The sequence below is a fragment of the Nocardia asiatica NBRC 100129 genome (assembly GCF_000308415.1).
GTDB lineage: Bacteria > Actinomycetota > Actinomycetes > Mycobacteriales > Mycobacteriaceae > Nocardia > Nocardia asiatica.
In genome coordinates this window covers 1-13,118 of sequence record NZ_BAFS01000042.1, presented here as the reverse complement: position 1 = coordinate 13,118, position 13,118 = coordinate 1, and the positions used below count along the sequence as shown (strand labels likewise).

13 protein-coding genes are annotated in these 13,118 nt (G+C 70.2%); 4 read left to right on the top strand and 9 right to left on the bottom strand.

The features are described 5' to 3' along the window. Together ON27_RS05205 and ON27_RS05200 are read right to left on the bottom strand one after the other, a co-directional pair. Positions 1-190 (bottom strand): alanine racemase (locus tag ON27_RS05205; protein WP_043720147.1); only part of this gene is annotated, 190 nt, incomplete at its 3' end. Positions 191-751: 561 nt separating this feature from the next. After that, positions 752-2,197, bottom strand: coding sequence for an NAD(P)H-hydrate dehydratase (locus ON27_RS05200; protein ID WP_043720143.1), 1,446 nt, complete (start codon positions 2,195-2,197; stop codon positions 752-754). 42 nt (positions 2,198-2,239) lie between these two features. Between ON27_RS05200 and ON27_RS05195 the strand changes: the two genes are divergently transcribed. Continuing rightward, on the top strand, positions 2,240-2,668 hold the full coding sequence (locus ON27_RS05195) for a cupredoxin domain-containing protein (RefSeq protein ID WP_043720141.1): 429 nt from the start codon (positions 2,240-2,242) through the stop codon (positions 2,666-2,668). Between the two features lie 261 nt (positions 2,669-2,929). On the opposite strand, the gene ON27_RS05190 is transcribed toward ON27_RS05195, so the two are convergent. Then, positions 2,930-3,421: a MarR family winged helix-turn-helix transcriptional regulator gene (locus tag ON27_RS05190; RefSeq protein ID WP_043720153.1), complete on the bottom strand. Its 492-nt coding sequence runs from the start codon at positions 3,419-3,421 to the stop codon at positions 2,930-2,932. Between the two features lie 137 nt (positions 3,422-3,558). Between ON27_RS05190 and ON27_RS05185 the strand changes: the two genes are divergently transcribed. Beyond that, positions 3,559-4,740: an MFS transporter gene (locus ON27_RS05185; protein ID WP_043720137.1), complete on the top strand. Its 1,182-nt coding sequence runs from the start codon at positions 3,559-3,561 to the stop codon at positions 4,738-4,740. A gap of 79 nt (positions 4,741-4,819) precedes the next feature. On the opposite strand, the gene glmS is transcribed toward ON27_RS05185, so the two are convergent. Beyond that, complete coding sequence (gene glmS, locus ON27_RS05180; RefSeq protein ID WP_043720134.1) at positions 4,820-6,703, bottom strand: glutamine--fructose-6-phosphate transaminase (isomerizing); 1,884 nt, start codon at positions 6,701-6,703, stop codon at positions 4,820-4,822. A gap of 36 nt (positions 6,704-6,739) precedes the next feature. Between glmS and ON27_RS05175 the strand changes: the two genes are divergently transcribed. After that, positions 6,740-7,597: a poly(ethylene terephthalate) hydrolase family protein gene (locus ON27_RS05175; protein ID WP_043720131.1), complete on the top strand. Its 858-nt coding sequence runs from the start codon at positions 6,740-6,742 to the stop codon at positions 7,595-7,597. A 13-nt stretch (positions 7,598-7,610) separates the two neighbouring features. Here the strand turns inward: ON27_RS05175 and ON27_RS05170 are convergent, their stop codons facing one another. From ON27_RS05170 to ON27_RS05150, 5 genes are all read right to left on the bottom strand, one after another. Continuing rightward, a complete protein-coding gene (locus ON27_RS05170; protein ID WP_043720128.1) occupies positions 7,611-7,961 on the bottom strand; it encodes a hypothetical protein in 351 nt (116 codons plus the stop codon). Positions 7,962-8,009: 48 nt separating this feature from the next. Beyond that, on the bottom strand, positions 8,010-9,857 hold the full coding sequence (locus tag ON27_RS05165; RefSeq protein WP_043720125.1) for a hypothetical protein: 1,848 nt from the start codon (positions 9,855-9,857) through the stop codon (positions 8,010-8,012). Between the two features lie 58 nt (positions 9,858-9,915). Then, positions 9,916-10,203 (bottom strand): hypothetical protein, encoded by a 288-nt coding sequence (locus ON27_RS05160; protein WP_043720123.1) that lies wholly within the window; start codon positions 10,201-10,203, stop codon positions 9,916-9,918. Between the two features lie 153 nt (positions 10,204-10,356). Beyond that, a complete protein-coding gene (locus tag ON27_RS05155; RefSeq protein ID WP_043720120.1) occupies positions 10,357-10,665 on the bottom strand; it encodes a DUF6802 family protein in 309 nt (102 codons plus the stop codon). A 97-nt stretch (positions 10,666-10,762) separates the two neighbouring features. After that, entirely contained in the window at positions 10,763-10,954 is a 192-nt protein-coding gene (locus ON27_RS05150) for a PspC domain-containing protein (protein WP_043720117.1), read from the bottom strand. 148 nt (positions 10,955-11,102) lie between these two features. Between ON27_RS05150 and ON27_RS05145 the strand changes: the two genes are divergently transcribed. Beyond that, positions 11,103-12,758 (top strand): ABC-F family ATP-binding cassette domain-containing protein, encoded by a 1,656-nt coding sequence (locus ON27_RS05145; protein ID WP_043720151.1) that lies wholly within the window; start codon positions 11,103-11,105, stop codon positions 12,756-12,758. The last annotated feature ends 360 nt before the right edge of the window (positions 12,759-13,118 follow it).

Genomic DNA, 13,118 nt, shown 5'->3' with positions numbered 1-13,118 from the left:
CCACCGTCGTGACGCCCAGCTCGGCCGCCCCCGCCGCGAGAGCGGCCCGGCCCACCTCGACCGCGCCGTGGTTGTAGCCGTCGGCCTTCACCACCGCCATCACCGCGGCATCGCCCGCGTGTTCCCGCAGGATCCGCACGTTGTGGGCGATGGCATCCAGGTCGATGACCGTTTCCACTTGCGCATTCACGGCAGTCTCATCCGCCTCTCTGTTCCGCCTCTCCGAGGATTCAGGCCATACCAGCTGGGGGGCGCAAGATTTGCGTTCAGGTCCTGCGTCCGATGCCACCTGAGTCCTGGGCGTACCCGGCGAGTTACCCATGTGCTCTCGAGATCAGTCGTTGCGTCGGTTGCGGTCGAGTCTATGGGCGCGCTCAGTTTCGGTTCCAATCGGTTTGCTCGCTGATCGGCCGGTGTGTTCGGCGCCACGACGGAGTACATAGGAGGGCGCGATCGCGCGGCCCACCGTGGCACCGCTGGCATCATCAGCCCACTGGCACCGCACCCTCGCTCACCGAACTCCGGCCCACGATCACATCGTCCACAGCACCCGACCACCCCACCACGCTCAGCTGGACCGTCCGATCGCCGGACGACCGACTGCGGCACCCGGAGTTCCGCCGACTGATCGCGCGCTCGCTGCCCGCTTCCGCATCGGCGTCCGCGCTTCCGGGAGCTTCGCAACACGGGCTCGCCGTGCCGGGCAACCACCTGGGAGCACCGCCTCCCCTGACCGAGGCTTGGGACCCGGTCAGGAAGGGTGAGCGAGGCGGCGCAGTACGCCGATCGCGGAGCGGACGTGCGCGGCCAAGAGGCTCGCCGAGATCGGGGCGCCGACCGGCGCGTCGTCGTGGGCGGCGAGGTTCGCGGCCAGCGCGTGTACCCGCGCGGCCGCGGCGGCCGACCAGGCGGGGTCGCGGCCCGCGGCCAGCAGCGTTCCGATGATGCCCGAGAGCACGTCACCCGCTCCCGCGGTCGCGGCCCACGAACCGCCCGCCTCATTGACCAGCACCGGGCTGCCGGGGGCGGCGACGAGCGTGGCTCGGCCCTTGAGCAGCACCGTGACCTGCCAGGACTCCGAGAGGTCACGGACCGCGGCCACCCGGTCCGAGCCGATCTCGCGGCCGGTGAGACGGGCGAACTCGCCCGCGTGCGGGGTCAGCACGGTCGGGGCCGCGCGGCCACGCACCAGCTCCGGCTCCGCGGCCAGCAGGGTGAGACCGTCGGCGTCGACCACGACCGGGAGATCGGTGGCCAGGATTTCGGCGAGGCGCTGCCGGGCGTCGGCGTCGGTGCCCGCGCCGGGACCGAAGACCCAGGACTGCACGCGGCCGGTGCCCGCGACCTGCCGGGTGGCGATCACTTCGGGGAAGTGGTCGAGCACCTCGGCCGCCGCGGTCCCCGCATAACGCACCATGCCCGAGGTCGCGGCCACGGCGGCGCCCGCGCACAGCACCGCGGCGCCGGGATACGTCGCGCTGCCCGCGCAGATACCCGTCACGCCCTGCGTGTACTTGTCATCCGACGGTCCGGGAAACGGCCACGCCGCGCCAATGGACGCGGGCTCCAGCGCCAGGAGACCCGGTGCCGGAAGGTCCAAACCGATAGGCACCAATTCGATGCGGCCACACTGCGGCGCGGCGAGGGCGTGCACGGGCTTGTAGGCGCCGAAGGCGACGGTGACGTCCGCGCGGACGGCCGGGCCATCGATCGCGCCGGTGTCCGGGTCGACGCCGCTGGGCAGGTCGGCCGCGACGATCGGAGCTCGCAGCGCCGCAACGATTTCCGCCGCACGTGGCCGCAGCGGCCCACGACCGGAGATGCCGACGATGCCGTCGATCACCAGGTCCGGGTCGCCCGGGTCGTCGGCCACCCGTCCGCCCGCACCGCGCAGTGCCGCAAGTCCTTTCGCGTGCGCGCGCTCGGGTTTCAGCAAGACCGCGGTGACCGCGACGCCGCGGCGGCGCAACCCCGCCCCGGCCCAGAGCGCGTCGCCGCCGTTGTCACCGGACCCCACCAGCAAAGTGACCGCCCTTCCCGCGACACCACCGGTGCGCTCCCGGAGTTCGCCCGCCACCACCGTGGCCAAACCGTGCGCCGCGCGACGCATCGGCACCCCGTCCGGTACCCGGGTGAACAGCTCGGCTTCCGCCGCGCGCACCTCGTCGACCGTGAAATAGCCCCGCTGCGTGGACATCGCCGCTCCCTCCGTCGGTGTGGGCTACTACGCTTGGCCATCATGCCAAGCGTCCGCCGCCGCACCGGGACCCTCCGCGCCGTCACTGGAGCCGCCCTCGCCGGGGCGCTGCTGCTGTCCGGCTGCGGCGGCGACGAATCCGGTTCGGCCGCCACCAGCACGAGGAAACCGGCTCGGCCGACCACCACCGTCCAGCAGACCGGCGAGCGCAAGCCCGCCGCCGCCACCGTCGCGGTGGACGACATGAGATTCTCCCCGGCCGACGTCACAATCGAGGTCGGCGACACGGTCACCTGGAAGTTCGACGACAAGGTCCCGCACAGCGTGCAGGGCATCGGTGACAAGGCGATGGGCATCAACAGCCCGATCTTCGACCAGGGCGAGTGGAGCTACACCTTCACGACTCCGGGCAATTACCGCTACCTCTGCTCACTGCATCCGGAGATGCGCGGGTCGGTCACCGTCCGGTAGCGCGAACGGCCGACGCACGTCCGCTCGGGTGAACCGCGTGCTTTCTCCGACCGCACGCCGAGCCGTTGCGGAGGTGTGCACGAAGCGGTCGAGCTACGACCCGAGTCGGCTCACCCGTCGGCGCGAAGCTCGCGGCACCCGCGACGCGTCGTTCCTGACGTCCGCGCAGCGGCCCGCGCCTCCGGGGTGTACCGATCCAGCACCGCCGAGCATCGTCTGCGCGTGCCGGGCGCATCCTTTCCGGACGCCCGAGCAGGCGACTCACACCGGGCGGTAGTCCCGAGGGCGGGCGCCGCGAGCCGAGCTGGTGTTCAGAGCTTCGACCGCGGCCACGAGCGGAGCGAGTTCCGGGTTCGCGGCGGCTTGGCCGAGCGCTCCGGCCAAGGCGGCGTCGTGCGTGGGCCGGGCCTGCTCGAGCAAGTCCAGGCCCGCCGGTGTGACGTCGGTGTAGATGCCGCGGCGGTCGTCGGGGCAGAGGTAGCGCTGGAGCAGGCCACGATCTTCGAGCCGGGACACCAGGCGCGTGGTGGCGCTCTGGCTCAGCACCACAGCTTCGGCGACCTGATTCATCCGCAGGTGCCCGCCGGGCCCCTCGTGCTGACGGCTCAGGACGACGAGCAGCGAGTACTCCCGAACACTCAGTTCGTGGCCGGTATGCAGGGCCCGCTCGATGTGCGCCTCGATCCGGTCGTGCAGCAGCGAGAGTGCGTACCAACCATCGGCCAGGCCGGTCAGGGCGGCATCCGCGGTCATCGGCATTCCTTCGGCGTCGGGGGATCGTGCCTCCAGGATAGACAGGTTCCGCAATAGCCAGCGCTTGCAATTAGGGCGCGTCTGCAATTATTGTTGTCGCTTGTAAGAGTTTGACGCAACTTTCTGGAGGCTTCCGCATGCCCCTCGCACTCCTCGCCCTCACCCTCGGGGCGTTCGGAATCGGGACGACGGAATTCGTCGTCGTCGGCCTGCTGCCCGACATCGCGGACACCTACGCGGTATCCATCCCCACCGCGGGCCTGCTGGTCACCGGATACGCGCTCGGTGTCGTGGCGGGCGCCCCGCTGATGACCGGGCTCGGCACCCGGGTGTCGCGCAAACGCATGCTGCTCGGCATGCTCGCGCTGCTCGTCCTCGGTAACGTCCTGTCCGCCGTCGCGCCGACCTTCGGGCTGATGCTGACGGGGCGGATCGTGGCCTCACTCGCCCACGGCGCGTTCTTCGGAATCGGCGCGGTTGTCGCGGGGACCCTCGTCAGCCCCGACCGGCGCGCCGGTGCGATCGCGATCATGTTCACCGGGCTCACCGTCGCCACCATGGTCGGCGTGCCGCTGGGCACGCTGCTCGGCCAGTACTTCGGCTGGCGGCTGACCTTCTTGTTCGTCGCGCTGGTCGGGCTGCTCGGCTCGGCGGGCGTCGCGGCGCTGGTGCCGGAGCAACCCGCGCCCGCGGATGCCGCGCTGCGCACCGAACTCGCGGTGTTCCGCAATCCTCAGGTGCTGCTCGCCATGGCGATGACGGTGCTCGGCTTCGGCGGCGTGTTCGCCGCGATCACCTACCTCGCGCCCATGATGACCGAGGTCACCGGCTACGCGGAAAGCTCGGTCACCTGGCTGCTGGTGCTGTTCGGGCTCGGCTTCTTCGCCGGCAACCTGATCGGCGGCAAGTTCGCCGACCGGCACCTGATGCCGATGCTGTACCTCACGCTCGGCGGGCTCGCGATCGTGCTCGCGCTGTTCACCGTCACCGCGCACAGCAAGGTCGGCGCCGCCGTCACGGTCGTGCTGATCGGCGCGCTCGGCTTCGCGACGGTCCCGCCGTTGCAGAAGCGGGTCCTCGACCAAGCGGCGGGCGCGCCCACCCTGGCCTCCGCGGTCAACATCGGCGCGTTCAATCTCGGCAATGCCCTGTCGGCCTGGCTCGGCGGTGTGGTGATAGCGGCGGGTCTCGGCTACACCGCGCCCAACTGGGTCGGCGTGGGCTTGGTTCTGGCCGCGCTGGCCCTCGCGGTGGTGTCGGGGCGCCTCGAACGCCGCGACAACGCCGACGACCCGCAGCGGGCTCTGCTCACCGTATAGGGCCTGAACCCGCAGCACAGAGCCCGGCCTCCGCAGCACAGAGCAGCGGCCGCGCACCTCGGAGTGCACGGCCGCTGAACTATTCCACCGTGACGGACTTGGCCAGATTGCGAGGCTTGTCGACGTCGTAGCCGCGGGCCTGCGCCACCTCGGCGGCGAAGATCTGCAGCGGGACCGTCGACAACAGCGGCTGGAACAGCGTCGGCGCGCTGGGGATCTCGATGAGGTCGTCGGCGAACGGGCGCACCGTGTCGTCGCCTTCCTCCGCGATCACGATGGTGCGCGCGCCGCGAGCCTGGATCTCCCGGATATTGCTCAGCAGCTTCGAGTGCAACACCGCGCGGCCCTTCGGCGAGGGCATGACCACGATCACCGGAAGGCCGTCCTCGATCAGCGCGATCGGACCGTGCTTGAGTTCACCCGCCGCGAACCCCTCGGCGTGCATGTAGGCCAGCTCCTTGAGCTTGAGCGCGCCTTCCAACGCCACCGGGTAGCCGACGTGGCGTCCCAGGAACAGCACCGTCGGCACCTGCGCGAGTTCCCGCGCGATCGCCCGCACCTGCGGGGCGGTCTCCAGCACGCGTTCCACCAGCTTCGGCATCGCCTCGAGTTCGGCGAACTCACGGGCGACCTCGTCCGGGTACTTGGTGCCGCGCGCCTGCGCCAAGGCGAGCCCGACCAGGTAATTCGCGGTGACCTGGGCGAGGAACGCCTTGGTGGAGGCGACGCCGATCTCCGGCCCGGCCCTGGTGTAGAGCACCGCGTCGGATTCGCGAGGAATCTGCGCGCCGTTGGTGTTGCAGATCGCGAGGACGCGCGCCTTCTGCTCCTTCGCGTGCCGCACCGCCTCCAGCGTGTCTGCGGTCTCCCCAGACTGCGAGATCGCCACCACCAGCGTGGAACGGTCCAGCACGGGATCGCGGTAGCGGAATTCACTGGCCAGCTCGACCTCGACCGGCAGCCGCGTCCAGTGCTCGATGGCGTACTTGGCCAGCAGACCGGAGTGATAGGCGCTGCCGCAGGCGACGACGAACACCTTGTCGAAATCGCGCAGCTCCTGCTCGGCGAGGCGCTGCTCGTCCAGCACGATCCGGCCCGCGCTGCCGCGCTCGGCGCTGAAGTGCCCCATCAGCGTGTCCGCGACCGCGGCGGGCTGCTCCTCGATCTCCTTGAGCATGAAGTAGTCGTGGCCGCCCTTCTCGGCGGCGGCCAGGTCCCAGTCGATGGTGAACGGGCGGGTGCGCGAACCGGCGTCCTCGCCCGCGAAGTCGGTCACCCGGTAGCTGTCCAGGGTGATCACGACGGCCTGGTCCTGGCCGAGCTCGACCGCTTCGCGAGTGTGCTCGATGAACGCCGTGACGTCCGAGGCGATGAACATCTCGCCCTTGCCGACGCCGACGACCAGCGGTGTGGAGCGGCGCGCGGCCACGATCATGTCCGGGTGGTCGGCATGGGTGAAGACCAGGGTGAACGCGCCCTCGAGGCGACGCAGCACGGCCAGCGCGCTGGCCGCGAAGTCACCGGCGGTCGGGCCGTGGGCATAGGCGCGGGCCACCAGGTGCACGGCGACCTCGGTGTCGGTGTCGCTGCTCAGTTCCACCCCGGCGTCCTCGAGCTCACGACGCAGCGGAGCGAAGTTCTCGATGATGCCGTTGTGCACCACGGCGACCTTGCCGCTGTGGTCCCGGTGCGGGTGGGCATTGCGGTCGGTCGGCGCGCCGTGCGTGGCCCAGCGGGTGTGACCGATGCCGGTGGTGCCCACGAAACGGTCGATGCCGGATTCGGCGAGCTCGGCCTCCAGATTGGCCAGGCGTCCCGCCTTGCGTTCCACCGCCAGCGCACCCGCGCCGTCCAGGATCGCCACACCCGCGGAGTCGTATCCGCGATATTCCATGCGGCGCAACGCGTCAACGACGACGCCGAGCGCGTCCCGGTACCCGACGTACCCCACGATTCCGCACATGGCTCACCACACTACTTATCGGATAACGTTCACGTCGTGTCGGCGTCTGTGAAATCGCTACTGAGCACCCTGACCAGCCGCGGTCCGCACCGCGTGTTGCGCGGCAACCTGGCCATCGCCGGCCAGCCGGGGGTGGTGTTCACGCCCGAGTCGGGGCGGAATCTGCCCGCCGTCGCGTTCGGACACGGCTGGCTGACCGGGGCAAGCCATTACCGCACCCTGCTCGAGCACCTCGCTTCCTGGGGGATAGTGGCCGCCGCCCCGGACACCGAGCGCGGGCCGATTCCGTCACATCTGGGGCTGGCCGCCGATTTGCTCACCACGCTCGACATCTGCACCGGTGTGCGGCTCGGCGACGGCGAGATCAGCGTGCATCCGGAACGTTTGGCCCTGGCCGGCCACGGCATGGGCGCGGGCGCCGCCGTCATCGCCGCAGGCCGCCGCGACGTCGCCACCGTCGCGGCGCTGTTTCCCGCGCCGACGGCCCCCGCCGCCGAGGCCGGGGCGCCCGAGCTGAACATTCCGGCGCTGATTCTGGCGGGCGCGACCGACATCACCTCGGTCAGCTCCAACGCCATTCCGCTGGCCACCGCCTGGGGCGGTCCCGCCGTCCTGCGCGCCATCGACAAGGCCTCGCACAACGGCATCATCGAGGGCCGGCGCGTGCTCGCGGCCGTGGGCGCGGGCAAGCACGAATCGAAGACCGCCCGCACCACCCGCGCGCTGCTGGCCGGCTACCTGCTCGCCACGCTGGCGGGCGACAAGACCTACCGTGCCTTCGCCGAGCCCGACGAGGTCATCCCGCACACCACCGTCGTTGACCCGGAAGCGCCTCAGGAGGAGGCTGCACCGAAGCTCAAGGTCGGGCAGCTCGCCGCACTGTTGCGGCGGTAGCCGAGGGGGCAGGTCAGATCAGCCAGCTCTTGCGCTGGTAGAACTTGGCCTCCTCGTCCTCCTCGTCGACCGGTGCGACGGTCTGATGGGCCCGGCGTGCGGCCATCGACCGAGCGATGGCCGCACGCTGCTCCCGCGCCTCGTCTTCCAGCCGTTGTTTCTCCTCGGCCTCGGCCGCCGCCTTGTCCAGGTCGCCGGCCTGCGTGGCCCAGAACCGCGTCATATCGGCGGCCAGGCGGTCGGCGAACTCCCGGCCGGTGGCCGCGGTCTGCTCGTTGATCGCCTGGATCTCGTCGAGCAGCAGTGCCATGCGGCGCTTGTTCTCGGCGGCGAGTTGCCTCGCTTCCTCGGCGTAGTTCACCATGCCGCGCCTCCTCGCTCGTCCGATATGGCCGCACTCATCCGGCCACGCTCACAGTGGGCCCGCCTCCGCGAGGTCCGCACCCAACGGCCCGGCTTCGGCGAGTTCCGCACCGCTGTCCGCTGGCGCGTCCGATTCCGGCTCGCCCTGGTGCGGCGGGGACTTCGGGTGGTGCTCTCCGTCTTCTTCGCGCCGGGTATTCGGCGCAGTCGCCCCCGGAAGAACGGGCTGTTCCGCATCGCTGTGCGGCGCCGGAGCCGGGGCGGGCGCCTCTTCCTTGTCCTCGGTCTCCGGAGCCTCGGCCTCGGGGGACTCGGTCGTCGGCGCATCGGTGGCCGGTGCCCCGGCCTCCGGCGCTCCAGTCGCAGGCGCCTCGGCCTCGGGAAATTCGCCCTCCGGAACCTCGGGCTGTGTGTCCTCCGGCTCGATTGCCGAGATGATCGGCATCCCGTGCTCGTCGAGCCCGACGGTGAACTCCCGCACCTCTCCCGTCGCATCGGACAGCAGCAGTTTCACCTGGCCGTCCGGCCCCATCTCGAACTCCACGTGCTTTCCGCCGATGTCGAATTCCGCCCGCGGCCGCGGACTCTCGTCCGCTTCGACGGCGTCGTCGGGTTCGGCGCCGCGCGGATCGGCACTCCGCATGAGGTTCTCGATCGCGTCGTCGACTCCGCTGGTGATGGCGCCGCTGAGCGCGGACAATCCCTGATTCAGCGCTTGGCCGAGACCCGCTGTCACCGAGGAGAACTCCTGGGCCACCTGGCTGAGCGCGGCCAGACCGTCCAGCGACGCCGGACTGGGCGCCGGGATGGTGGACGTGCTGGGCGTCTCCGGGGTCGTGAGCGTCTCCGGGGTCGTGGGCGAGACCGGAGTGTTGGCCCAGACGGGAGCGCTCGGCGAGACCGGAGCGCTCGGAGCGGTCGACGTCGGGACGCCGCTCGGCGTGGGGTCCGCCGGAACCGTGGCGGCGGGCAGGCCGGGGGAACTCTGGTCCTTCGGATCTTCTTGGACGGCGGGCGCGGCGGGCTGCGGTGTCGCCGCGACTTCCGGGCGCGGGTAGGCCCGGTCGGAGACCTGCGCCAGCGCATCGGTCAGGTTCTTGTACTGATCCTTGAACAGGCGATCCACTTCGGCGCAGACGTCGACATAGGAGGCCAGCTTCCGATCGAAATCGGGTTTGAAAGTCTTGGTCAGCCACTCCTCGGTGACGCTGCGCACCCGGTCGCCGTACGCGCCGGTGAGCAGGTTCCTGCCGTCGGAGTTGATGAAGCCGAGCACGCTCTTGTTGATCTTGTCTTCCGGCACCGCCAGCGCCGGGAAGATCCGGCCGAGTTCGCGCACCTGGTCCGCGTCGATCCACTCTCGCGCATTGTGCACGTCGACGACGACTTTCACGTCTTCGGGAGTCTTGCCGTCGATTTCCACGACTTTGCTGCCGCCCACCGGGCCCTCCAGCAGTTCCCGGGTGGCGAACGCTTTCGCGGCGACCGCCGAGCGCAGCGCACCCGCCATCTCCGCGATCACGGTCATGGCCGCTCGCGCGTGCTGCCGGTCCTCGTCGGCCAGAACCGATTGTTTGCCGAGCATATCGAGCGCGGCGGCGGCTGCCGTGCCCTGCCACAACTCCGGCAGCCGACGGGTGTAGACCTGCTGGGCGTCCCATTGGCGATCGACCTCGGACAGGGCGACGCGCAACGCCTCGCCCGCCTGCTCCAGCTGCTCCAGCCGCATGCCGCGCTGCTCGTCGTATACAGCCAGCAGCTTGTCGGCATTGCCGCGGCCCCCGTTACCGCCGAACGCAGCCTCGTACAGCGGCATGAACTCCGTCCAGTACCGCAGCCCCTCGGCGCCCTCGTCCAAGAGGGTGTCGATCGACTTGCCCTGCCAGGAAACCGTCATGATTCCGCCTCCTCGAATGTGTGGCGTCGCCGGTGCGAACACGTGTCATTCGGCGGTCTCATGTCTTGTTCGTCTCGTCGGCGCGCTGCTGGTCGGACTCGGCGTATGCCACCACGGCCGCGCCCAGCGCGTCGGCGGTCGCGGTGGTGGCGGCGCTCCAGGTGCGCAGCCACGCGCTGATCCGCTCCAGCCCCTGCCGCACGGCGATTCCCTGCGGGGCGTAGTTGCGACCCGCCTCCTCACCGGCGCCGAACGGATGGTCGGCGATTCGCTTCGCCTGGTCGCGGACGGCGTCCGCCGATCTCCGGTAGTCGCTGCCCAGCGCACCGAGCTCCCCCGTCCGCACACCGACTGTCTCCGACCCGCCCACGATTCCCCTTCGTGCTCGTAGTGTGTCCTTGCGGCGAGGCCCATCTCGTTCGCGCCGGATGCCGCCGTACTTCTTTCGACGCGACACGCCGACATCCGGTTCCCCCGAATTCCGCTCTCGAGGCGAAGACTAGCCGCCGATCCGGCCCCGGTCGGTGCGAACCCACTCGGAGGTGCCGTCCGGGTGGCGATGGAACTCCCAGGCGGCGTAATCCCCGTCCTTCTCCACCACGGTGACGTGGTCGGCGAAACCGTCGTGGTCGTAGTCGGTCCAGACCTGCATCGCCTCCTCACCCGTCGTGGTGACGGTGTCGAGGGTGCCGTCGCCGTCGATGTCCTGGGTGGGGTGGTGCAGTTCGATCGCACCCAGCCCGTCGAGTGACGAGGACGCGTCGATGCCGGGTATATCCAGTCCGGGGAATTCGCCCGAGGTGATCATGACTCCTCCTCAGCGGGACTCAAACGGTGGTGCGCGTGCCGCACGAGCGACATCGTTCCATCCTGACACCCGCTCGGGCTCGACGCAGCCCCCCGGCTCACTTCTTCGGCATCAGCAGCCACAGAACCAAGTAGAGGACGAACTGCGGACCGGGCAGCAGGCACGACACCACGAACAGCAGACGGACGACGTTGGCATTCCAGCCGAGGTACTCGGCGAGGCCACCGCAGACGCCTGCGATCCACTTGTCGTGGGTGGAGCGGGCGAAACGACGGGTGGGGGCGGTCATTGGTCTTCCCTCTCTGGCGGGTGATCGCTACGACCTCCACTGTGCTCCGCGCCGCGGGCTCCGCCATCGGCCCGGCGGCCGATACCGACCCTGATTTCTCCCGGGGTCGGCCTCAGGGTGCGACCCCGAGCACGGCAGACTCGTGCTGGTGAGCACCACTCTGCATGCCCGCGGCCTGTCGGCCGGTCACGGCGAGCGCACCCTGTTCGCCGACCTCGACCTGACCCTCGCGCCGGGCGACGTGATCGGCTTGGTCGGCGTGAACGGCGCGGGCAAGTCGACCCTGCTGCGCATGCTCGCCGACCGATACACGCCCACGGGCAGCATCACGCTCAGTCCCCCGGAAGCGACGGTCGGCTACCTGGCGCAGGAGGCGCAGCGGGTCGAGGGTGAGACCGTCTTCGAATTCCTCTGCCGCCGAACCGGTGTCGCCGAGGCGCAGCGAACGATGGACGCCGCGGCCGAGCGCCTCGCCGACGGCGGTCCGGACGAGTACTCCCCCGCGCTGGAGCGCTGGCTCGCCCTCGGCGGGGCCGACCTGGACCAGCGCGCCCACGAGGTCGCCGCCGACCTCGGCCTGACCGACAGCCTGCCGAGCGGCCTGGACACCCCGATGACCGGGTTGTCCGGTGGCCAGGCCGCGCGGGCCGGACTCGCCTCGGTCCTGCTGTCCCGCTTCGACATCCTGCTGCTGGACGAGCCGACCAACGACCTCGACCTCGACGGCCTGGCCCGGCTCGAGCAGTTCGTCGCGGGCGTGCGGGTGCCGCTGATGGTGATCAGCCACGACCGGGAGTTCCTGGCGCGGACCGTGAATCGCATCGTGGAGCTGGACCTCGCCCAGCAGCGGGTCGGGCTGTACGACGGAGGTTACGAGTCGTATCTGATGGAGCGGGAGATCGCCCGGCAGCACGCGCGCGAGGCCTACGAGGAGTACGCCGACACCAGATCGAGCCTGGAGGCCCGCGCGCAGATGCAGCGCAACTGGCTCGAGCACGGCGTCCGCAACGCCCGCCGCAAGGCGCGTGACCCGAGGAAGCTGGACTCGGACAAGGCCGGCCGCAAGATGCGGGCCGAATCCACCGAGAAGCAGGCCGCCAAGGCCAGGCAGACCCAGCGGCGCATCGAACGGCTCGAGGTGGTGGAGGAACCGCGCAAGGAATGGGAGCTGCGCATGAGCATCGCCGCGGCTCCGCGCAGCGGCTCGGTGGTGGCGACGCTGTCCCAGGCCACCGTCACCCGCGGCGACTTCACGCTGGGTCCGATCACCACCCAGGTCGACTGGGCCGACCGCATCGTGCTCACCGGGGCGAACGGCTCCGGGAAATCCACTTTGCTGGCGGTACTGCTGGGCAGGCTCCGGCCCGACAGCGGATCAGCGAGCCTCGGCTCCGGCGTCCGGATCGGCGAGGTGGACCAAGCGCGAGGACTCTTCCGCGGGAGCGCCGCGCTGGCCGACACTTTCGGGGCCGAACTCCCGGACCTGCCGGAGGCGGACATCCGCACGCTGCTGGCCAAATTCGGCCTGCGCGGCCCGCACGTGCTGCGACCGTGCGACACCCTGTCCCCCGGTGAACGCACCCGCGCCGCCCTCGCCCTGCTCCAAGCCCGCGGCGTGAACCTGCTCGTGCTGGACGAACCGACCAACCACCTCGACCTCCCCGCCATCGAACAGCTGGAACAGGCTGTCGAATCCTTCGACGGCACACTCCTGCTAGTCACCCACGACCGCCGCATGCTCGACACCATCCGCGCAACCCGCCGCTGGCACATGACCGCGGGCGTACTCACGGAAACCCTCTGACCGAAGCTTGCCGAGACCGACCTCACGACACGACCGAAGTCAGCATCCGGCCCCACCAGCAATAGCCAAAGCTCGGAGCCGCACGATGCCCCCTGCAAAACACCGGCTTCGCACAGCTTCCGAACGCGGTATCCACCATGCGCGACCCAGCTCGCGCCCAAGCGGCCAACCGGTCCTCTCCCCAATCCCAAATTTCGGACGCGACGAGGCCCCAACCTCCGCCATTCGAACCCGCCCCCACGCCCCCCAGCACACCGCGAACCCCACAACCCGCGAACATCGGTCAGCCACCCACGACAACCGCGCACACTAGATCCCCAGCTCGAAAAACCAACGCGCCCAGCGCACCCCCACCACGAC

Coding starts and splice junctions, on each gene's coding strand:
- ON27_RS05200 (WP_043720143.1), bottom strand. CDS start 2,197: ATGTCCACGCAGCGGGGCTATTTCACGGTCGACGAGGTGCGCGCGGCG.
- ON27_RS05195 (WP_043720141.1), top strand. CDS start 2,240: ATGCCAAGCGTCCGCCGCCGCACCGGGACCCTCCGCGCCGTCACTGGA.
- ON27_RS05190 (WP_043720153.1), bottom strand. CDS start 3,421: ATGACCGCGGATGCCGCCCTGACCGGCCTGGCCGATGGTTGGTACGCA.
- ON27_RS05185 (WP_043720137.1), top strand. CDS start 3,559: ATGCCCCTCGCACTCCTCGCCCTCACCCTCGGGGCGTTCGGAATCGGG.
- glmS (WP_043720134.1), bottom strand. CDS start 6,703: ATGTGCGGAATCGTGGGGTACGTCGGGTACCGGGACGCGCTCGGCGTC.
- ON27_RS05170 (WP_043720128.1), bottom strand. CDS start 7,961: ATGGTGAACTACGCCGAGGAAGCGAGGCAACTCGCCGCCGAGAACAAG.
- ON27_RS05165 (WP_043720125.1), bottom strand. CDS start 9,857: ATGACGGTTTCCTGGCAGGGCAAGTCGATCGACACCCTCTTGGACGAG.
- ON27_RS05155 (WP_043720120.1), bottom strand. CDS start 10,665: ATGATCACCTCGGGCGAATTCCCCGGACTGGATATACCCGGCATCGAC.
- ON27_RS05150 (WP_043720117.1), bottom strand. CDS start 10,954: ATGACCGCCCCCACCCGTCGTTTCGCCCGCTCCACCCACGACAAGTGG.